The sequence below is a fragment of the Paraburkholderia sp. OAS925 genome (genome assembly GCF_040543975.1).
Classification (GTDB): Bacteria; Pseudomonadota; Gammaproteobacteria; order Burkholderiales; family Burkholderiaceae; genus Paraburkholderia; species Paraburkholderia graminis.
The window spans coordinates 2,887,092-2,903,266 of record NZ_JBEUNO010000001.1 but is presented as its reverse complement, the minus strand read 5'-3'; the positions used below and the strand labels follow the sequence as shown (position 1 = coordinate 2,903,266).

Annotated in this window: 12 protein-coding genes; 6 read left to right on the top strand and 6 right to left on the bottom strand. The window is 62.4% G+C overall.

The annotated features are described in order from the left end of the window. The first annotated feature begins 73 nt into the window (after positions 1 to 73). Together ABIE53_RS12605 and ABIE53_RS12600 are read left to right on the top strand one after the other, a co-directional pair. Complete coding sequence (locus ABIE53_RS12605; RefSeq protein ID WP_006052667.1) at positions 74 to 751, top strand: type 1 glutamine amidotransferase domain-containing protein; 678 nt, start codon at positions 74 to 76, stop codon at positions 749 to 751. A gap of 100 nt (positions 752 to 851) precedes the next feature. Further along, positions 852 to 2,585 (top strand): FAD-dependent oxidoreductase, encoded by a 1,734-nt coding sequence (locus ABIE53_RS12600; RefSeq protein ID WP_053858296.1) that lies wholly within the window; start codon positions 852 to 854, stop codon positions 2,583 to 2,585. 20 nt (positions 2,586 to 2,605) lie between these two features. Here ABIE53_RS12600 and ABIE53_RS12595 read toward each other — a convergent pair whose 3' ends face one another. After that, a complete protein-coding gene (locus tag ABIE53_RS12595) occupies positions 2,606 to 3,613 on the bottom strand; it encodes a LysR family transcriptional regulator (RefSeq protein WP_161966572.1) in 1,008 nt (335 codons plus the stop codon). Positions 3,614 to 4,091: 478 nt separating this feature from the next. Here ABIE53_RS12595 and ABIE53_RS12590 point away from each other — a divergent pair, with 478 nt between their 5' ends. The 3 genes from ABIE53_RS12590 (at position 4,092) to poxB (ending at position 12,509) form a co-directional block, all read left to right on the top strand. Next, positions 4,092 to 10,058 carry an ATP-binding sensor histidine kinase gene (locus ABIE53_RS12590; RefSeq protein WP_114156186.1) on the top strand — a complete coding sequence of 1,989 codons (5,967 nt, stop codon included), beginning with the start codon at positions 4,092 to 4,094 and terminating at the stop codon, positions 10,056 to 10,058. Between the two features lie 75 nt (positions 10,059 to 10,133). Then, entirely contained in the window at positions 10,134 to 10,643 is a 510-nt protein-coding gene (locus tag ABIE53_RS12585; protein ID WP_310399737.1) for a DUF3331 domain-containing protein, read from the top strand. A gap of 144 nt (positions 10,644 to 10,787) precedes the next feature. Next, on the top strand, positions 10,788 to 12,509 hold the full coding sequence (gene poxB / locus ABIE53_RS12580; RefSeq protein ID WP_029970807.1) for a ubiquinone-dependent pyruvate dehydrogenase: 1,722 nt from the start codon (positions 10,788 to 10,790) through the stop codon (positions 12,507 to 12,509). 60 nt (positions 12,510 to 12,569) lie between these two features. Here the strand turns inward: poxB and ABIE53_RS12575 are convergent, their stop codons facing one another. Both ABIE53_RS12575 and ABIE53_RS12570 read right to left on the bottom strand, forming a co-directional pair. Further along, complete coding sequence (locus ABIE53_RS12575) at positions 12,570 to 13,208, bottom strand: AEC family transporter (RefSeq protein WP_376915253.1); 639 nt, start codon at positions 13,206 to 13,208, stop codon at positions 12,570 to 12,572. 28 nt (positions 13,209 to 13,236) lie between these two features. Next, positions 13,237 to 13,512, bottom strand: a complete 276-nt coding sequence (locus ABIE53_RS12570) for an AEC family transporter (protein WP_376915251.1) — start codon at positions 13,510 to 13,512, stop codon at positions 13,237 to 13,239. Between the two features lie 230 nt (positions 13,513 to 13,742). Here ABIE53_RS12570 and yfcF point away from each other — a divergent pair, with 230 nt between their 5' ends. Further along, positions 13,743 to 14,375, top strand: coding sequence for a glutathione transferase (yfcF, locus tag ABIE53_RS12565; protein ID WP_192698907.1), 633 nt, complete (start codon positions 13,743 to 13,745; stop codon positions 14,373 to 14,375). 180 nt (positions 14,376 to 14,555) lie between these two features. Here the strand turns inward: yfcF and ABIE53_RS12560 are convergent, their stop codons facing one another. The 3 genes from ABIE53_RS12560 to ABIE53_RS12550 are packed head-to-tail and all read right to left on the bottom strand — an operon-like array spanning position 14,556 to position 16,174. Further along, entirely contained in the window at positions 14,556 to 14,858 is a 303-nt protein-coding gene (locus ABIE53_RS12560; protein WP_114156183.1) for a gamma-butyrobetaine hydroxylase-like domain-containing protein, read from the bottom strand. Next, positions 14,855 to 15,859 (bottom strand): HEAT repeat domain-containing protein, encoded by a 1,005-nt coding sequence (locus tag ABIE53_RS12555; RefSeq protein WP_114156182.1) that lies wholly within the window; start codon positions 15,857 to 15,859, stop codon positions 14,855 to 14,857. The genes ABIE53_RS12560 and ABIE53_RS12555 overlap by 4 nt, the downstream gene beginning before the upstream one ends. Positions 15,860 to 15,898: 39 nt before the next feature. Further along, a complete protein-coding gene (locus ABIE53_RS12550; RefSeq protein ID WP_053858289.1) occupies positions 15,899 to 16,174 on the bottom strand; it encodes a 4Fe-4S dicluster domain-containing protein in 276 nt (91 codons plus the stop codon). Between the last annotated feature and the right edge of the window lies 1 nt (position 16,175).

Here is a 16,175-nt window from a genome sequence, read left to right as displayed (position 1 = left end):
ATTGGGCGTAGCGTTACCGGTGTCCGCCCAGCCGTCGCACAGGCATGTCCTCGCAATCAACCGGAGACTGACAATGAAGGTTTTGATGGTTTTGACTTCGCACAACGTGCTTGGAAACACCGGCAAGCCGACCGGTTTCTGGCTCGAAGAGTTCACGGCTCCGTACTATGCGTTCGTCGATGCCGACGTGGAGGTCACCGTGGCTTCCGTCAAAGGCGGCCAGCCGCCGATCGACCCCAAAAGCGACGAGCCCGGCAACCAGACAGATTCCATGGAGCGCTTCAAGAAAGACGCTGCCACCCAGGCAATTCTCGCCAACACCGTCAAGCTGTCCGAAGTAAGCTCCGACGGCTACGATTCGGTCTTCTATCCGGGCGGGCACGGCCCGCTGTGGGACCTCGTGGAAGACAGAAACTCGATCGCCTTGATCGAGGCGTTCTATAACGCCGGCAAGCCGGTCGCCGCCGTCTGTCACGCGCCGGCCGTATTGAACAACGTCACGTATCAGGGGCAGCCCATCGTCAAGGGAAAGCGTGTCACGGGCTTTACCAATAGCGAAGAAGAGGCTGTGCAGCTTACCGCGGTCGTACCGTTCCTGGTCGAGGACGAGCTGAAGCGTCTGGGCGGCCTGTTTGAAAAAGGCCCGGACTGGTCGGTATATACGATCGTAGACGGGCGGCTGATCACAGGCCAGAATCCGGCTTCGTCTGGCCCGGCTGCCAGAGAACTGATCAAGCTCCTGCGGGCCTAGCGAGTGCAGGGCGTGATTTGCCGGCGCTGCCGCCTGCCTGCCGCGACGGCGCGCAGCCTCGCCACGCGGGCGCCAGCCGGCCGGTCAAGGAGGTTCGGCAATGAGCAACGAGCCAGAGTCGCCAGGCAAGGCGCCCGCCCGCGAAGTGACGGAGAACACGAGCCGCGTTGATGACGAGGCGCTCGCCGACGACCCTGCGGTGCGCGACCATCCTCGCTACAACCAGATGTTTCCGGTCCTCTCCGCTGCGGAGATCGACAGCATACGGCGGTTTGGCAGCGTGTCGCGCTACGTCAAGGGCGACTTGCTTTACCGTGCCGGAAGCCGTTGCCCAGGAATGTTCGTCGTGCTGTCAGGCAAGGTCCGGATAGTCGGCCGCGACGGCCTCGGCCACGAACGCGTGATTCACACCTACACGAAGCGCGGCGAATTTACCTCTGACGTCACCCAGCTATCTAGCAAGCTGGCCGTGGTCGACGCGCATGTCCTCGAAGATGTCGAAGCCGTGCTCGTGCGGCCCGCCGAGCTTAGCGCGATGATGGTGAGCGAAGCCGACCTCGGCGAAAAGATCATGCGCGCGCTGATCTTGCGGCGGGTGCTCGTCATCGAACGCGGACAGGGGGTCGTTCTCGTCGGCTCGTCGCGCCATCCGCAGTTGGCCGCCTTGCAGAATTTCTTGCGGCGCAACGCGTTTCCCAACATGACGCTCGATAGCGAGCAGGACGCCGAAGCCATCGCGTTGCTAGAGCGACTGACGCCGCAGCCCGACGACTTCCCGCTGATCTTTTGTCCGGACGGCACGGTGCTGCGAAACCCCGATGAAGGGCAACTGGCATCGTGCCTCGGCCTCATTCCGGAATTCGATCCGACGCATGTCTACGATGTGACGATCGTCGGCGCGGGTCCGGCGGGCCTGGCAGCAGCAGTCTATGCGGCGTCCGAAGGATTGTCGGTGGCGGCGCTCGACTGCCGCGCGCCCGGTGGGCAGGCCGGCACAAGCGCGCGCATCGAGAACTATCTGGGCTTTCCGACAGGCATCTCCGGGCAGGCACTCGCGGGCCGCGCGTTGGTCCAGGCGCAGAAGTTCGGCGCGCATATCGGAATCCCGTGCGAGGTCAGCGCACTGCACTGCGACAGGCAACCGCTTGTCGTCGAACTGATCGGCGGCCGCCGCATTACCACGCGCACGGTGGTGATCGCGAGCGGCGCTGAATATCGCCGGCCTTCCGTCGAGAACCTCTCGCGCTTCGAACGCTCCGGCGTCTATTACTGGGCGACGCCGATCGAGGCGAGGCTCTGCCGCAAGGAGTCCGTCGTGCTGATGGGCGGCGGCAATTCCGCGGGACAGGCTGCCGTTTTCCTCGCCGGGCACGCGGAACATGTGCACATGTTCATTCGGGGCGCGACCCTCGCTCGCAGCATGTCGCACTATCTCGCCGATCGTGTCGCGTCGCTCGCGAACCTCACGCTTCATACGCGGATGGAACTGACCGCGCTCGACGGCAATGCGCGTCTCGAGCGCGTGCACTACCGTGGTGCCGGCGGCATCGAAGGAAGCATGACGGCGCATCACCTGTTCGTTTTCATCGGCGCTGAACCCAATACGGGCTGGCTGGATCAATGTGCGGTGTCGCTCGACAGCAGCGGCTTCATATTGACCGGCGCCGACCTGGAAGAAGCCGGCGCGTCGACGATGCCGTTGCAGACGAACATCGAAGGCGTGTTCGCGATCGGCGACGTTCGCTCGGGTTCGACCAAGCGCGTCGCCTCGGCGGTGGGCGAGGGCGCGGCTGTCGTGGGGCAGATACACCGGTTTCTCGCGGCTGGCGGGTGAATAGACGCGCTCAGTCGTACTCAGTCGTAAACCGGCGAGCCGACCGCGTCGAACGAATGATGGATGGCGCGCGCCATGCAAGGCGGCGTGGCGGCTTTTCGCACCGTGACGGGAGCGACGTGCGGCGCTGTCGCGATGTCGTCGATGTTGAAGTGATTCACGATGAAGTCGATGAACGCGCGAATTCTCGCGGGCATGTTATGGCGCGTTTCGAACGCGACCGACAGGTCGAGACGCGGCATGTCGATGTCTGGCAGCACATTGACGAGCAGACCGCTGTCGATATCCGGCTCCGCCAGATAAGCCGGCAGCACGGCGATGCCGTGACCGTCCACGGACATCTTGTGCAGCATCGCAAGACTGTTCGACATGATCAGGCTGTCCGGATGACAGCGGCCATCGCCCAGCCGCTCGAGCCGGCGCAGGCATTCGGAGAACTGCTTGCCTGAATGCTGCAAGACCACATGATCGTTCAGCGCGGCCACCGTGGCCGGTACGCCGTGCCGCTGCAGATACATCGGCGATGCAACGAGCTGCATCGGACTGGACGCGAACCGTCTGGTGACGAGCGAATTGCCGCTGGCTTCCACTTCGGGAACGATCACGACATCGACCCGCCTTTCGACCAGGTTGATCGTGTCGTCGCACAGCGCCACATGCGGCATGACGAGCGGATAGGCGTCGCGGAACGACTTCAGGATCGGACTCAGGTGCCGCAGCCCGAACGCAACGGGAGACGCGATCCTGAGCACGCCGCACGCGCGGCGCTCCTGACCGGCAACGGCCATTTCGGCCTCGTCGATGTCGTCGAGAATACGGCGCGCGCTTTCCAGAAACGTCGCGCCGGCATCGGTCAATGCGACGTGCCGAGTCGTGCGTCTAAATAGCCGGGCGTCGAGACGTTTCTCCAACGCGACGACGCGTCGCGTCACGACGGCTGTGGTCACGGCGAAGTGCTCCGCGGTGCGGCTGAAGCTCGATGTATCGGCAACTTTCACGAAGATACGGATGGTTTCAAGATGGTCCATGATGCGACTCCTGGAGGCGACGCCGACGAGATCGAAGTAATCGTTATGAATCGATATGAGCGAGCATTTTGTGTGCAGCAACGCGGGCTGCATCGATCGTTAGCAGTTCTGCCAGGTTTGTCGTCGTACCCGCTCAGACCGCTGCGATGAGTAGATGAAACCGCGAGTCGGAAGGCCAGTCCATCACACGATGGTATGGCTTGCCACACCATCGTGCTATGACGAAGGCACCGTCGGGAAACTGCGTTGAATCGGTGCATTACAGGCTGAAAGATTCGAATGCGGCGACGCGGAGCGCGGTTGGTGGGGCGTCGCCGTTGCGCGTGCAACCGTAAGTTTTGCTTTGCGTTTGTTGTCTATTCGTACAAGAATGGTCGCTCAATGATCGCGAGCGTGATGTTGTTGGCTGATCGGGCGCGCAAGGTCCCGCGCTGGCTCCGTTCCTGTCCGTTCGGCGCACTCGACGACAGGAGGCGGCGTGATCCTCACCGGGTACGAACTCGAGCCATTACACGACGACGGCGATTTCTCGCTGTATCGGGCGAGGAAAGCCAGTCATGCCGTGACGATGCTTGCGCTGGTCGCCGCGCGGCCGACTTCGCGCAGTGTCGCGCGCCTCGTGCATGAGTACCGTCTGGCGCCGTTCCTCGATGCAAGCTGGGCGGCGCATCCGCTCGCGCTCGACCCGCGCCGCGAGCCGCCCATGCTGGTTCTCGACGACGACGGCGGCGAGCCTTTGCGGCGCATCTTGCGCCGTCCTCTCGAACTGGCGCGTGTGTTGCGTATCGCCGTCAACCTCGCAAAGGTCATCGGCCGCGTTCATCAATGCGGTCTCATACATAAAGACATCAAGCCGGCGCATGTGCTGGTCGATAGCAACGATCGCGTGCGTCTTACCGGCTTTGGCATCGCTTCGCAATTGCCGCAGGAGCATCAGCCGCCCATACCGCCGGAAGTCGTGGCGGGCACCTTTGCATACATGGCGCCTGAGCAGACGGGGCGAATGAATCGCTCGATCGACACCCGCAGCGATCTCTATTCGCTCGGCGTCGTTTTGTACGAAATGCTTACGGGTTCGCTGCCGTTCACGGCATCCGACCCGATGGAATGGATCCATTGTCATATCGCGCGCAGGCCGCCGCCGCCAGGCGAGCGGGCGAGGGGCATTCCCGAGCCTGTCGAGCGCATCGTGCTGAAACTGCTGGCCAAGGCCGCGGAAGACCGCTATCAAACCGCGGCGGGCGTCGAAGCGGATCTTCGTGCGTGCGTTGCGTCGTGGGGCACGAATCATTCGATTGCGCCGTTTGCGCTCGGCTTGCACGATGCATCGGACCGTCTGCTGATTCCCGAAAAACTTTATGGGCGCGAGGCGCAGATCGGGCACCTCGTCGACGCGTTCGAGAGAATCGTCGCGGGCGGCGCGACCGAACTCGTGTTGATTGCGGGCTATGCCGGCATCGGCAAATCGTCGGTCGTCAACGAGTTGCACAAAGTGCTGGTGCCGCCGCGCGGGCTGTTTGCTGCCGGCAAGTTCGATCAGTACAAGCGAGACGTTCCGTACGCCACCTTTGCGCAGGCATTCCAGTGGCTCTTGCGCGATCTGCTCAGCAAAAGCGACACGGAGATCGAGCCCTGGCGCGAACAGTTGATGGAGGCGCTCGCGCCGAATGGCCAGGTGATGGTGAACCTGATTCCCGAGCTCGCGCTCATCATCGGCGAGCAGCCGCCCGTTCCGAATCTGCCGCCGCAAGATGCGCAAAACCTGTTTCATTGGGTGTTCCGTCGCTTCCTGGGTGTGTTCGCGCGGGCCGAGCATCCGCTCGCGCTCTTCATTGACGATCTGCAATGGCTCGATACCGCAACACTCGAACTGCTGGAGCATCTCGTCACGCATCCCGAAGTGCGCCATGTTTTACTGATCGGCGCATACCGCGACAACGAAGTCGATGCGTCGCACCCGCTTGCGCGCACGCTCGATTCGATTCGTAGCGCGGCCGGCAACGTGCAGCAGATCGTGCTCGAGCCGCTGAACGCGCGAAGCATCGCGCAGCTTGCTTCCGATGCGTTGCACTGCGACGGCGCACCGGTCGAGGCGCTTGCGCAACTGGTGCATGAGAAGACAGGCGGCAATCCGTTTTTCACGATCCAGTTTCTGACCGCGCTGCACGATGAAGGCTTGATCCGCTTCGATCATCGCGCCGCGGTATGGACGTGGGATTTGCCGGGCATCCGCGCAAAGGGCTATACCGACAACGTCGCCGACCTGATGGCTGCGAAGCTCGGCCGCTTGTCCGCCGAAACACGTGACGTGCTGGGACAACTCGCGTGCCTCGGCAATGTGGCCGATGTCACCGCGCTGACATGGGTGCAGGACAAAGCGGAAGACAAAGCGGAGGAGGTCACCAACGCCCGCATGTGGGAAGCCATACGCAGCGGACTGGTGTTTCGCGTGGGCTCGAACTATGTGTTCGCTCACGACCGCGTGCAGGAAGCCGCGTATGAGTTGATTCCCGCCGGCGAGCGGCCCGCGGCGCATTTGCGAATCGGCCGAGCGCTCGCCTCGCATACTCCGCCCGAGGCGCTTCACGAGGCGATTTTCGACATCGTCAATCACCTCAATCGCGGTGCGGCTTTAATACAGAGCAAGACGGAGCGCGAGCAAGCCGCGGCACTCAACCTGATTGCAGGCAAGCGCGCGATGAGTTCGACGGCGTACTCGTCGGCCCGAAGCTATCTCGCCCAGGGCGTCGCGCTGCTCTCGGACGCCGCGTGGGACGAGCGTTACGACAGCACGCTGGAACTCTATCTCGCGTATCTGGAATGCGAGTACCTGGTTGGCGATTTCGCCAGGGCGGACGCCGTAGCCGATCTAGTACTCGAAAGGGCGCATGACAATCTCGATCGGGCCAAAGTATTCAGTCTGCGGATGGAGTTATATCAGCTCGCCGGAAAGTACAACGAGAGCTTCGCCGCCGCGCTCGCGGCGCTGCGTGACTTCGGTATCGTTTTTCCGGAGGCTGACGACGAACTCCGCGCGGCCGTCGACGACGCGTTGCTGGAGGTGCCCATCAACCAGGCGGGTCGTCCGACTGAAGCACTGGTCGATGCACCCGTGGCCGAAGACCCGGCGAGCCGCGCGGTCATCAATCTGCTTGTCGAAGCCATGCCGTGCGCGTTCGCCGCGCGTCCGGTCTTTTATCCGCTATTCACGCTGAAGGCGGTCAATCTCTCGCTGCGTCACGGCAATACCGACAACTCGAGTTTCGCGTACGGCAATTTTGCGTTGATGCTGGTTTCCCGTATCGGCGATATCCCGGCTGCCGTGCAGTTCTCCGAAATGTCGTTGCGTCTGAACGAAAAGTTCGGCAATCGCCGCCTGTACGGAAAGCTGCTTCATCTGTATTGCAGTCATGTGAATTTCTGGCGATGTAACATCGACGAGAACCTCCCGGTGTTTGAACAGGCGGCCGTTGCCTGCATGGAAGTGGGCGACCTCGTGTTCGCCGGCAATCTCGCGTTCAATGCCGTATGGCAGTCGATCGAAAAAGGCGACGCGCTCAAGGACGTGCACGCGCATTCGGCACGATACGCAACGCTCATGCTCGAGAGTCATAACGACGCGGTTCATGAAACGATTCGTATCGAGCAGCAGTTCGTCGCGAGCTTGCGAGGTCTGTCGAGCGGAATGCTCACGCTCAACGACGACCACTTCGACGAAGCCGCCTGTTGCGAGGCCATCGTCAAATCCAATTTCGGCTGCGGCATCGGCGTTTATCACATCATCAAGCTGATGCTCGCGTATCTCGATGGCCGCTATGCCGACGCACTGAACGCCGCAGCGATGGCCGACGCGGTCCTCAGTTCGGTGATGGCACTGGCGATCGAGCCCACGTTTCACTTTTTTCATGTGCTCACACTGAGCGCGCTTTATGCCGACGCGTCTGCCGGCCAGCAGCAGGCGTATCGGCAGGTCATCACAGAGAAGCTTCCGAAATTTGAAATGTGGGCGCGACATTGCCCCGCGAATTACGGAAACCGTTACTCGCTGGTGCTGGCGGAACTGGCGCGCATCGACGGTCGCGACGTCGACGCGATGCACCATTACGAAGACGCGCTGCGGCTCGCCCGCGTGCACGGCTTCATTCAGAACCAGGCGATGGCCAATGAGTTGGCCGCGCGATTTCACGCCTCGCGAGCTCGCGCGACGCTTGCCGATCATTATCTGGCCGATGCGCGCTCCTGCTACGAACGCTGGGGCGCACAAGGCAAGGTGCGTCAACTGGAAAGTATCTACCCGCAGTTAAGAGCCGAACTGGTCGACGAAGAAGGGTCGGTTGCGACATCGGTAGAACAACTGGACCTCGCGACTGTCGTCAAGGTATCGGAGTCCATTTTTAGCGGCATGGATCTGAACGAGCTGATTCGCAAGCTGATGCTGCTCGCGCTCGAACACGCCGGTGCCAACCGCGGGCTGCTGATTCTCGCGCGCGGCGACGAACTGCGCATCGAAGCGGAAGCCGAGACAGTCGGTAATACGGTGGCAGTGCGTTTGCCGAAATCGCGCCCGAGCGCCGCCGATCTGCCTATGTCCATCCTTCGCTATGTCGCGCGGACCCGGGACATACTCATGCTCGACGACGTGACTGCGCCCAACCCCTATTCACAGGACGAGTACATTCGCGCGCATGACTGCCGCTCAATCCTGTGTCTTCCGCTCGTCAAACTGACCAGGCTGATCGGCGTGCTGTACCTCGAAAACACGCTGACGGTGGACGTATTCTCGCCGGCCCAAACGGCCGTGTTGCGGCTATTGGCATCGCAGGCGGCGCTGTCGCTCGAAACGTTGCGGCTATACGCGGATCTTCAACATGCGGAAGCGCTGTTGACGGCCGCACAGGAGTTGAGTCACACGGGGAGTTTCGATTGGGATGTGACGGGCGATGCGATGTTCTGGTCGAAAGAGAGTTTCCGTATCTTTGGCTACGACGCAAGCATCACGCCGACGTTGCAGTTGATGCTCGATCGCGTCCATCCCGACGATCTTGCCTTCGTGCGCTCGGCGTTCGATCGCGCCGCGCGCGACGGCCAGGCGTTCGACATCGAGCATCGGCTGTCGATGCCGGACGGCTCGCATGGTCACTTGCAGGTCGTGGCGCACGTGGTGGCCGATGGGCCCGGTCAAAGGCGGCTGGTCGGCGCGCTGATGGACATCACGACACGCAAGCAGGCGCACGCCGCGCTTGCGCGCAGCGAGCAACGCTATCGCAGCCTCTTTCGCGATATACCGGTCGGGCTGTGGCAGATCGAGGCGCAGCCGTTGACCGCGATGCTGACCGAACTGCGCGGGCAAGGTGTCGACGATCTGTCGGCATATATCAGCGACCACGCAGACTGGCTCGAGCGCGCGAAGAACACGCTTGTCGTCGAAGAGACAAACGACCATGCGCTTCAGATGTTCGGCGCGACCGAACGGCGCGCGCTGCTTGGTCCGCTGCCGTGGGTCTGGAAGGAGAGTCCCGATACGCTGCGGCGCGCGCTCGAGAGCCGTTATCGCGGGGACATGCTGTTCCAGGAAACGACCCGGCTGCCGACGCTCGACGGGCGCGTGATCGACGTTCTGCTGACTGTCGCGCGCCCGCGCACGGTCGACGACCTGGGGATCGCGCTGATTAGCCTCGTCGACCTGACCGAGCGCGTTCGCGCCCAGGACATGCTGCAGCGGCTGCAGGCGGATTTCGCGCATGCGGCGCGCATTTCGATGCTGGGTGAATTGACGGCGTCGATCGCGCATGAACTCAACCAGCCGCTCGCTGCGATCGCGATAAATTGCCAGGTCAGCGAGCGCTGGTTGAACCGGCCGGTGCCCGAACTGGACGAGGTGCGGGACACGAACCAGCGCATCGCCGCCGATGCGCAGCGGGCCGTCGACATCATCGGCCGGATTCGCGGGATGGCGCTGCGGCGTGGGCCTAAATACACGCTCGAACCGCTTGCGCTGCTCATCGACGAGGCGCTGGTTTTCTTGCGCCGTGAGATCCAGACGCGCGACGTCCAGGTTTCGCTCGAACTTGCGCCGGGCGTGAGGCGAGTGCGCGCCGATCGCGTGCAGTTGCAGCAGGTGATCGTCAACCTCGTGGTCAATGCGATGCAGCAGATGGAGCAGACCGGCAGCCCGGAACGGCGGATCACCATTCGCACCAATGCGCCGGACGCGGGCACGCTGCATTGCGCTATCGAGGACAGTGGTCCCGGCATCGCGCCCGAGCATATGGATCGCGTGTTCCAAAGTTTCTTCACGACGAAGGAAGGCGGGATGGGAATGGGCTTGCCGATATGCCGCTCGATCATCGACGCGCATGACGGACGCATCGAGGCCGACAATCTGTCCGTGCACGGCGGGGCGCGTTTTCACTTCACGCTGCCGTCCGCGGGGGCTGCGCCTTAAGGCCATTGTTGATACCGGGGATCAAGTGTTGTTCGTGCTGCATCGGTTTTCCAGGTGAGCAAAAGCGCTATTTTCATGGAAGGCGAAATAGACGTCGGGGCATGGTCTGCGTGCAAAGTTCCCTTCACCCGACGTGTCTTCTACTGGAGAGCGCACTTGATCATGACCAAGCGAGTGGACCCGTGGGCGCAGACGATACATCTGCTTTTATCCGGATCGCGATGCGAGGAATGCGCTGGGCGAAGAACTTCCGCGCACGAGCGTATGACGCCGTGCCGTTCAGACGCGTACTCGAACGTGAACTGCGCTGCCCGACCTGTCGTGAGTCTGATCGAGCGAACCTCGCCGTCCGCCGTCACGATTCAGTGGCGCGATTCCACGAGCTGCTTCTACGGCGCGCAGATATGGCGAGTGGCCGGCGCCAAGGTTTCAGGCGTGTGTGTCCTGACCGGACAACGGATTCGTCGCGGCGATCGTATTTATCATCCCTGGCGGTCGAACCCGGAACCCGTCAACGCGCACGCCATGATTCTCGAATCGGCGCTAGAGTTGATGGCGCCGCTGCAACCGACCACCGCGCCGTGACGATTCATACACCGGCTTCAGTTGTTTTCAGGCGTAATTCAGGACTTGTTTACGACGGTCTCGTAGGTTATCAATTCGGCATGGCAATGCTGCGGTCCCGTCATTGCTTGCCGCCAGTCTTCATTCACTGAAAAGGAGTCAAGCATGGCCAGTAACACGATTGCCGGATACCTCGCGAGAACGCTTGCCGCAGCGGGCGTCGAGCGAATCTGGGGTGTGACCGGCGACAGTCTGAACGGGCTCGCCTACAGCCTCGATGAAGTCGGCTCGATACGCTGGATGCATACGCGTCACGAGGAAGCCGCCGCTTTCGCGGCGGGCGCCGACGCGGCTTCGAGCGGGCGCCTCGCGGTGTGCGCGGGCAGTTGCGGTCCCGGCAATCTGCATCTGATCAACGGTCTGTTCGATTGCCACCGCAACCATCAGCCCGTGCTGGCCATTGCGGCGCATATTCCTTCGAGTGAAATCGGCCTCGGTTACTTTCAGGAAACGCACCCGCAGGAGTTGTTCAAGGAGTGCAGTCACTATGTGGAAGTGGTGTCGTCGGCGGCGCAGTTTCCGCGCGTGCTCGCCCGCGCGATGCGCACGGCGATCGAGGAGCGCGGCGTCGCGGTGATCGTGCTGCCCGGCGACGTCGCGCTGAGCGAAGGCCCGGCCGAGCCAGTGTCGTGGACGGAAAGCGCCGCGCCGCGAATCCTGCCCGCGGAAGAAGACCTGGATCGTCTCGCGGCGCTCCTGAATGCGTCCGACGCCGTGACGATCATGTGCGGCAGCGGCACGCAAGGCGCGCACGACGAGGTCGTGGCGCTTGCCGATACGCTCGGTGCGCCGATCGTTCACGCGTTGCGCGGCAAGCAGTTCATCGAATACGACAACCCTTACGACGTCGGCATGACCGGGCTGATCGGCTTCAGCTCGGGCTATCACGCGATGATGTCGTGCGACACCTTGTTGCTGCTCGGCTGCGACTTTCCCTACCGTCCGTTCTATCCCGCTCACGCGAAAATCATTCAGGTGGACTGGAAAGGCTCACGGCTCGGCCGCCGTGCGCCGCTCGCGCTCGGACTCGTGGGCACGGTGAAAGAGACCGTCGCCGCGACGCTGCCAAGGCTGCAACGCAAAACGGATCGCGGTTTCATCGACAACGCGCGCAGGCATTACGCGTCGGCCCGCAAGGATCTGGACGATCTGGCGACGCCGGCGGGGCCAGGGCGGCCGATCCATCCGCAGTATCTGGCGAAGATGATCGACGAAGCCGCCAGCGACGACGCGATCTTCACCGCCGACGTCGGCACGCCCACGGTCTGGGCCGCGCGCTATCTGACGATGAACGGCAAGCGCCAGTTGCACGGCTCTTTCAATCACGGCTCGATGGCCAACGCGATGCCGCAGGCGCTCGGCGCGCAAGGGGCGCATCCGCGGCGGCAAGTCGTGTCCCTGTCCGGCGACGGCGGCCTGTCGATGCTGCTCGGCGATCTGCTCACCGCGCGGCAGCTAGACTTGCCGATCAAGGTCGTGGTCTTCAATAACAGCCTGCTCGGCTTCGTTTCGATGGAACTGAAGGCGGCCGGCTACCTCGATACCAATGTCGATCTGGCCAGAACCGATTTCGCGGCGATCGCAAAGGGTGCCGGTATCTTCGGTGTGCGCGTCGAGCAATCGGAAGATGTGGCGGCTGCGTTAAAGCAGGCATTCGATCATCCGGGGCCCGCGCTCGTGGACGTCGTCACGGCCAAACATGAACTGGCGATGCCGCCCAAAATCGAGTTGGCGCAAGCGAAGGGATTCAGCCTTTACATGATGCGCGCGATCCTCAATGGACGCGGTGACGAGATCGTCGAACTGGCGCGCACCAACTTGCGTTAGGCAGCGGGCCGATCTTGCGCGAGGCTGTTCATTCGCGTGTGGGATTGCTGGCTGGCCTCGTCAAAAGAAGCAGGCGATCAGCAATCCCTCAGTGAACACGCCGAGAATCGTACTGACGAGAATCGTTGCGGTGGCGTCGCGTGTGTAGGTGTTGCTCTTGATCGCGAACATGGCGGCGGCGGTCGCGGTCGGCACGGCCCCCGTAATGATGGCCTGATGTGCGGGGGCGCCGACTACGCCGAACAGTACGGCGCCGAGCGCCATCAACGCGGGCTGGACGAAGTTCTTCATGCCGAGATTCACGAGGATGTTGGCGTTGATCACGAAGCGCTCGCCGTAAAGCATCAATCCGAGTGCGAACAGCGACGTGCCGCCGGCGGCCTTTGCAATGAGGCCGACAGAAGTTAGCACCGGTTCGGGCAGCGTGATGTGGCAAAAGCTCAGCACCATGCCTGAGACCGGCAGCCACACAATCGGATGGATGACGGCGCGGGCAATGCTTTGCCGGAACACCCGCAACACGTCCGATCGCTCGCCGGCCTTTCCGTTGTTGCCGAGCCCGGTCAGGACTATCGTCAGCGGCAGCATGAACAGGCTCGTGATGAGATTGCCGACCAGCACCGCCAGAAATCCTTCCGGCCCGAACACCGCGGCGAGAATCGGCGCGCCGAAATAGGCCATGTCGGGAAATGCACACACCAGCGCCTGCATGGTGGCGGTGCGCAGATCATGTCTGAAGACGAATCGGGCCGATCCCCAATGCAATCACGTACGTGCCCATCAGTCCGAGTGTCAGGCATAACGCGAACCCCACGTTGTGCAGCTTGTCCGGCGAAGTCCTGACCGCGCCTTCGAAGAGCGCGAAGGGTAGTGCGAAACGGATGACGAGCGTCGCGAACACGTCTGCATCGCCATGTTTCAGCAAGCCTATGCGCGCCGATAGCCAGCCCAGCACGATCACGAACGCGACCGGCAGAAGTCCGTTGAGAATGGTGTTGAGCAAAGGTGCTCCTGGTTTTTCAACCGGCCTCGACGCCGCTGATTTTGATTCGCCTGTAGGGGAGTCTAGTTGGGAATGTCGGCGAGATCAGGTGAGGCAAAAGTCATTTTCGTTTTGTGCGGGGGTGGGGACTTGACGAGCTATAGTGAGAGAAATGACTCCGTAGAAAACCCGGCTCCTGGATTGCACTGAGCGTGCACCGAGCACCGAGCACTGACAACCACAACGACCCCATGCCCCAACCCCACCTTCACCTCTACACCGACGCCCAGTTCGCAAGCCCCTATGCCATGTCGGTATTTGTCGCGCTCGAAGAAAAGCGCTTACCGTTCACCCTTACAACGGTCGATCTCGGTATCGGTGCAAACCATCAAGCAAGCTATGCGGCGAAGTCGTTGACACAACGCGTGCCCACGCTCGTAAACGAAGACTTCGCTTTATCGGAGTCGTCGGCCATCACCGAATATCTCGACGACGCCTTTCCCGATACGCCGGTCTATCCTCAAGACACACAGCTTCGGGCGAGGGCTCGGCAAGTGCAAGCCTGGCTGCGAAGCGATCTGATGCCGATCCGGCAGGAGCGCTCGACCGAAGTCGTGTTCTACGGACGACGAGGCGCGCCGCTGAGCCCGGCAGCCGAGGCCGCGGCACACAAACTCTACGCCGCAGCCGAGACTTTGCTCGCGCAAAACAACGCGAACCTCTTCGGGCAGTGGTGCATTGCAGATACGGATCTCGCGTTGATGCTCAATCGTTTGATCCTGAATGGCGATCCGGTGCCTGCAAAGCTGATCGATTACGCCGCGCGTCAATGGGAGCGACCCTCGGTGCAGCGCTGGCTAGAGTTGGATCGTCCCGCGCTTTGAATCGTCAGCGTGAATGGTGCACAATAAATAACCCACGGGCGCCTGCGTTGCAGGTGTGAAGGTGGGCGTCACTCGCCAGCGTATGGTCGGAGAAATCGCCCGACACAGTGGCGCCCACATAGCAGCCGGAGTAACGCCCGGTCGTCCGTGGCCGTTTCGATATGTCTCATGGTGCCCAACTTACACCTCATCGTTTCGCTGAGCCTTCGCGAGCCGCTCAAGATAGACCCACGGAAAAATCCCGCGCTCATGCCCGTCGTCGAATATGAACTGCAAGCCATAGCCCGACGGCCGCGCATCGAGCAGCTTCACATCGGGTCGTGACAACGGAGCTTCCCCGTCGTACTTGCGCTTGCGGCACTGCGCGCACATACACGCCGCGCGCAATGCGGCGAACGGCAACTGCGCGGCCGAGCCGTCGGGCCAGCGTATCGACAGGCTCGCGCTGCTTGCGTCGATCGCCACATGGTCTGGAATGTTCACGGCCGACGCCCGGCGATTTGACGCAGCGCGATTCGCGCCGCCTTGCGCACTTCGGGATCGCCGTCGGCCTCGGCTGCTTCGAGCGCGGACAATGTGGGCGCATCGTCGCTGCTGCCGATCTCGCCTAGCGCGAGCGCGGCTTCCTTGCGCACGTTACTGATCGAATGCGAGAGCAGGGCAGCGACGCGCGCCGCGCTCGCGCTGTCGCCGATCTGTCCGAGCGCGCGCAGCGCACGCAAGCGCACTTGCCAGTAGGCGTCGTCGAGTGCTTTCTCCAAAGCCTCGCGCGATTCGGCGGCGCGCAGTTTGCCGAGCGTCGTCGTGGCTTCTTCGCGTACCTGCCAGGCGTCGTCGCGCAATGCACTGAGCAACGCCGCCATCGTCTCGCGATGTGCGGGCGGCGCAAAGCCAAGCGCCGCTGCCGCGGCACGCCGGATCGAAGCATCCGCGTCGCTGGTTGCGAGCGACGCCAACGGTTCAAGCGCGAGCGGATTCTTCAACCATCCCAACACGCCGACGGCTTGCTCGCGCACGTTCGCGTCCGCATCGGCGAGCGCCTGCAATGCAGGCGCGAACGCATCGGCCACGCGAAGTTCGCGCAACGCGCGCAACAGCGCGGCGCGCATGAACGAATCGGGACGCTTGAGCCACTCGAGCAGGATCGCGCCCGAGGACGCGTGCTTCAGTTCGGAGAGGCTCTGCGCCGCATTCGCACGCACGGACGCGTCGCCGTCGAGTAACGCGCCGCACAGCGCCTCGACCACATCGTCGCGCTCCCACGAAGCCAGCACGAGCGCCGCCTCGCTACGCACTTCAGGCGACGCGTCGCGCCGTAGCGCATCGACAATGGGTTCGATCACGCAGGCATCCTCGAGATCGGCGAGATCGATTAACGCGACCCGGCGCACGACGGCGTCTTCGGACGCGAGACGAGACAGCAGCGCGATGGCTTCCGCGGGAACGGCATCGAGCGAAGCATTCGGATCGGTCGAATCGGTCATGAATGGACGTGATGGAAGAGTAGACATTCCGCGCATCGCTTAACGCAGAAGATACGGAATGGACACCTTGACGGCGCCCGTCGGGCAATCCTGCTCGCAAGGCATGCAGTACCAGCATTCGTCGAATTGCATATACGCCTTGCCCTTCGTCATGTCGATTGCGAGCAGATCCAGCGGGCACACGTCGACGCATACCGTGCAGCCTTTTTCGGCGATGCACTTGCTTTCGTCGATCGTGACGGGCGCTGAACTGCGCTGGAAAATATCGTGTGGCGTAAAGGCGGTAGGCGGTGATGTAAGCGGCGTCGAGGACATC

Excerpts from the sequence above, each read along its gene's own strand:
- ABIE53_RS12605 (WP_006052667.1), top strand. The coding sequence starts at position 74 with ATGAAGGTTTTGATGGTTTTGACTTCGCACAACGTGCTTGGAAACACC.
- ABIE53_RS12600 (WP_053858296.1), top strand. The coding sequence starts at position 852 with ATGAGCAACGAGCCAGAGTCGCCAGGCAAGGCGCCCGCCCGCGAAGTG.
- ABIE53_RS12595 (WP_161966572.1), bottom strand. The coding sequence starts at position 3,613 with ATGGACCATCTTGAAACCATCCGTATCTTCGTGAAAGTTGCCGATACA.
- ABIE53_RS12585 (WP_310399737.1), top strand. The coding sequence starts at position 10,134 with ATGGAAGGCGAAATAGACGTCGGGGCATGGTCTGCGTGCAAAGTTCCC.
- poxB (WP_029970807.1), top strand. The coding sequence starts at position 10,788 with ATGGCCAGTAACACGATTGCCGGATACCTCGCGAGAACGCTTGCCGCA.
- yfcF (WP_192698907.1), top strand. The coding sequence starts at position 13,743 with ATGCCCCAACCCCACCTTCACCTCTACACCGACGCCCAGTTCGCAAGC.
- ABIE53_RS12555 (WP_114156182.1), bottom strand. The coding sequence starts at position 15,859 with ATGACCGATTCGACCGATCCGAATGCTTCGCTCGATGCCGTTCCCGCG.
- ABIE53_RS12550 (WP_053858289.1), bottom strand. The coding sequence starts at position 16,174 with ATGTCCTCGACGCCGCTTACATCACCGCCTACCGCCTTTACGCCACAC.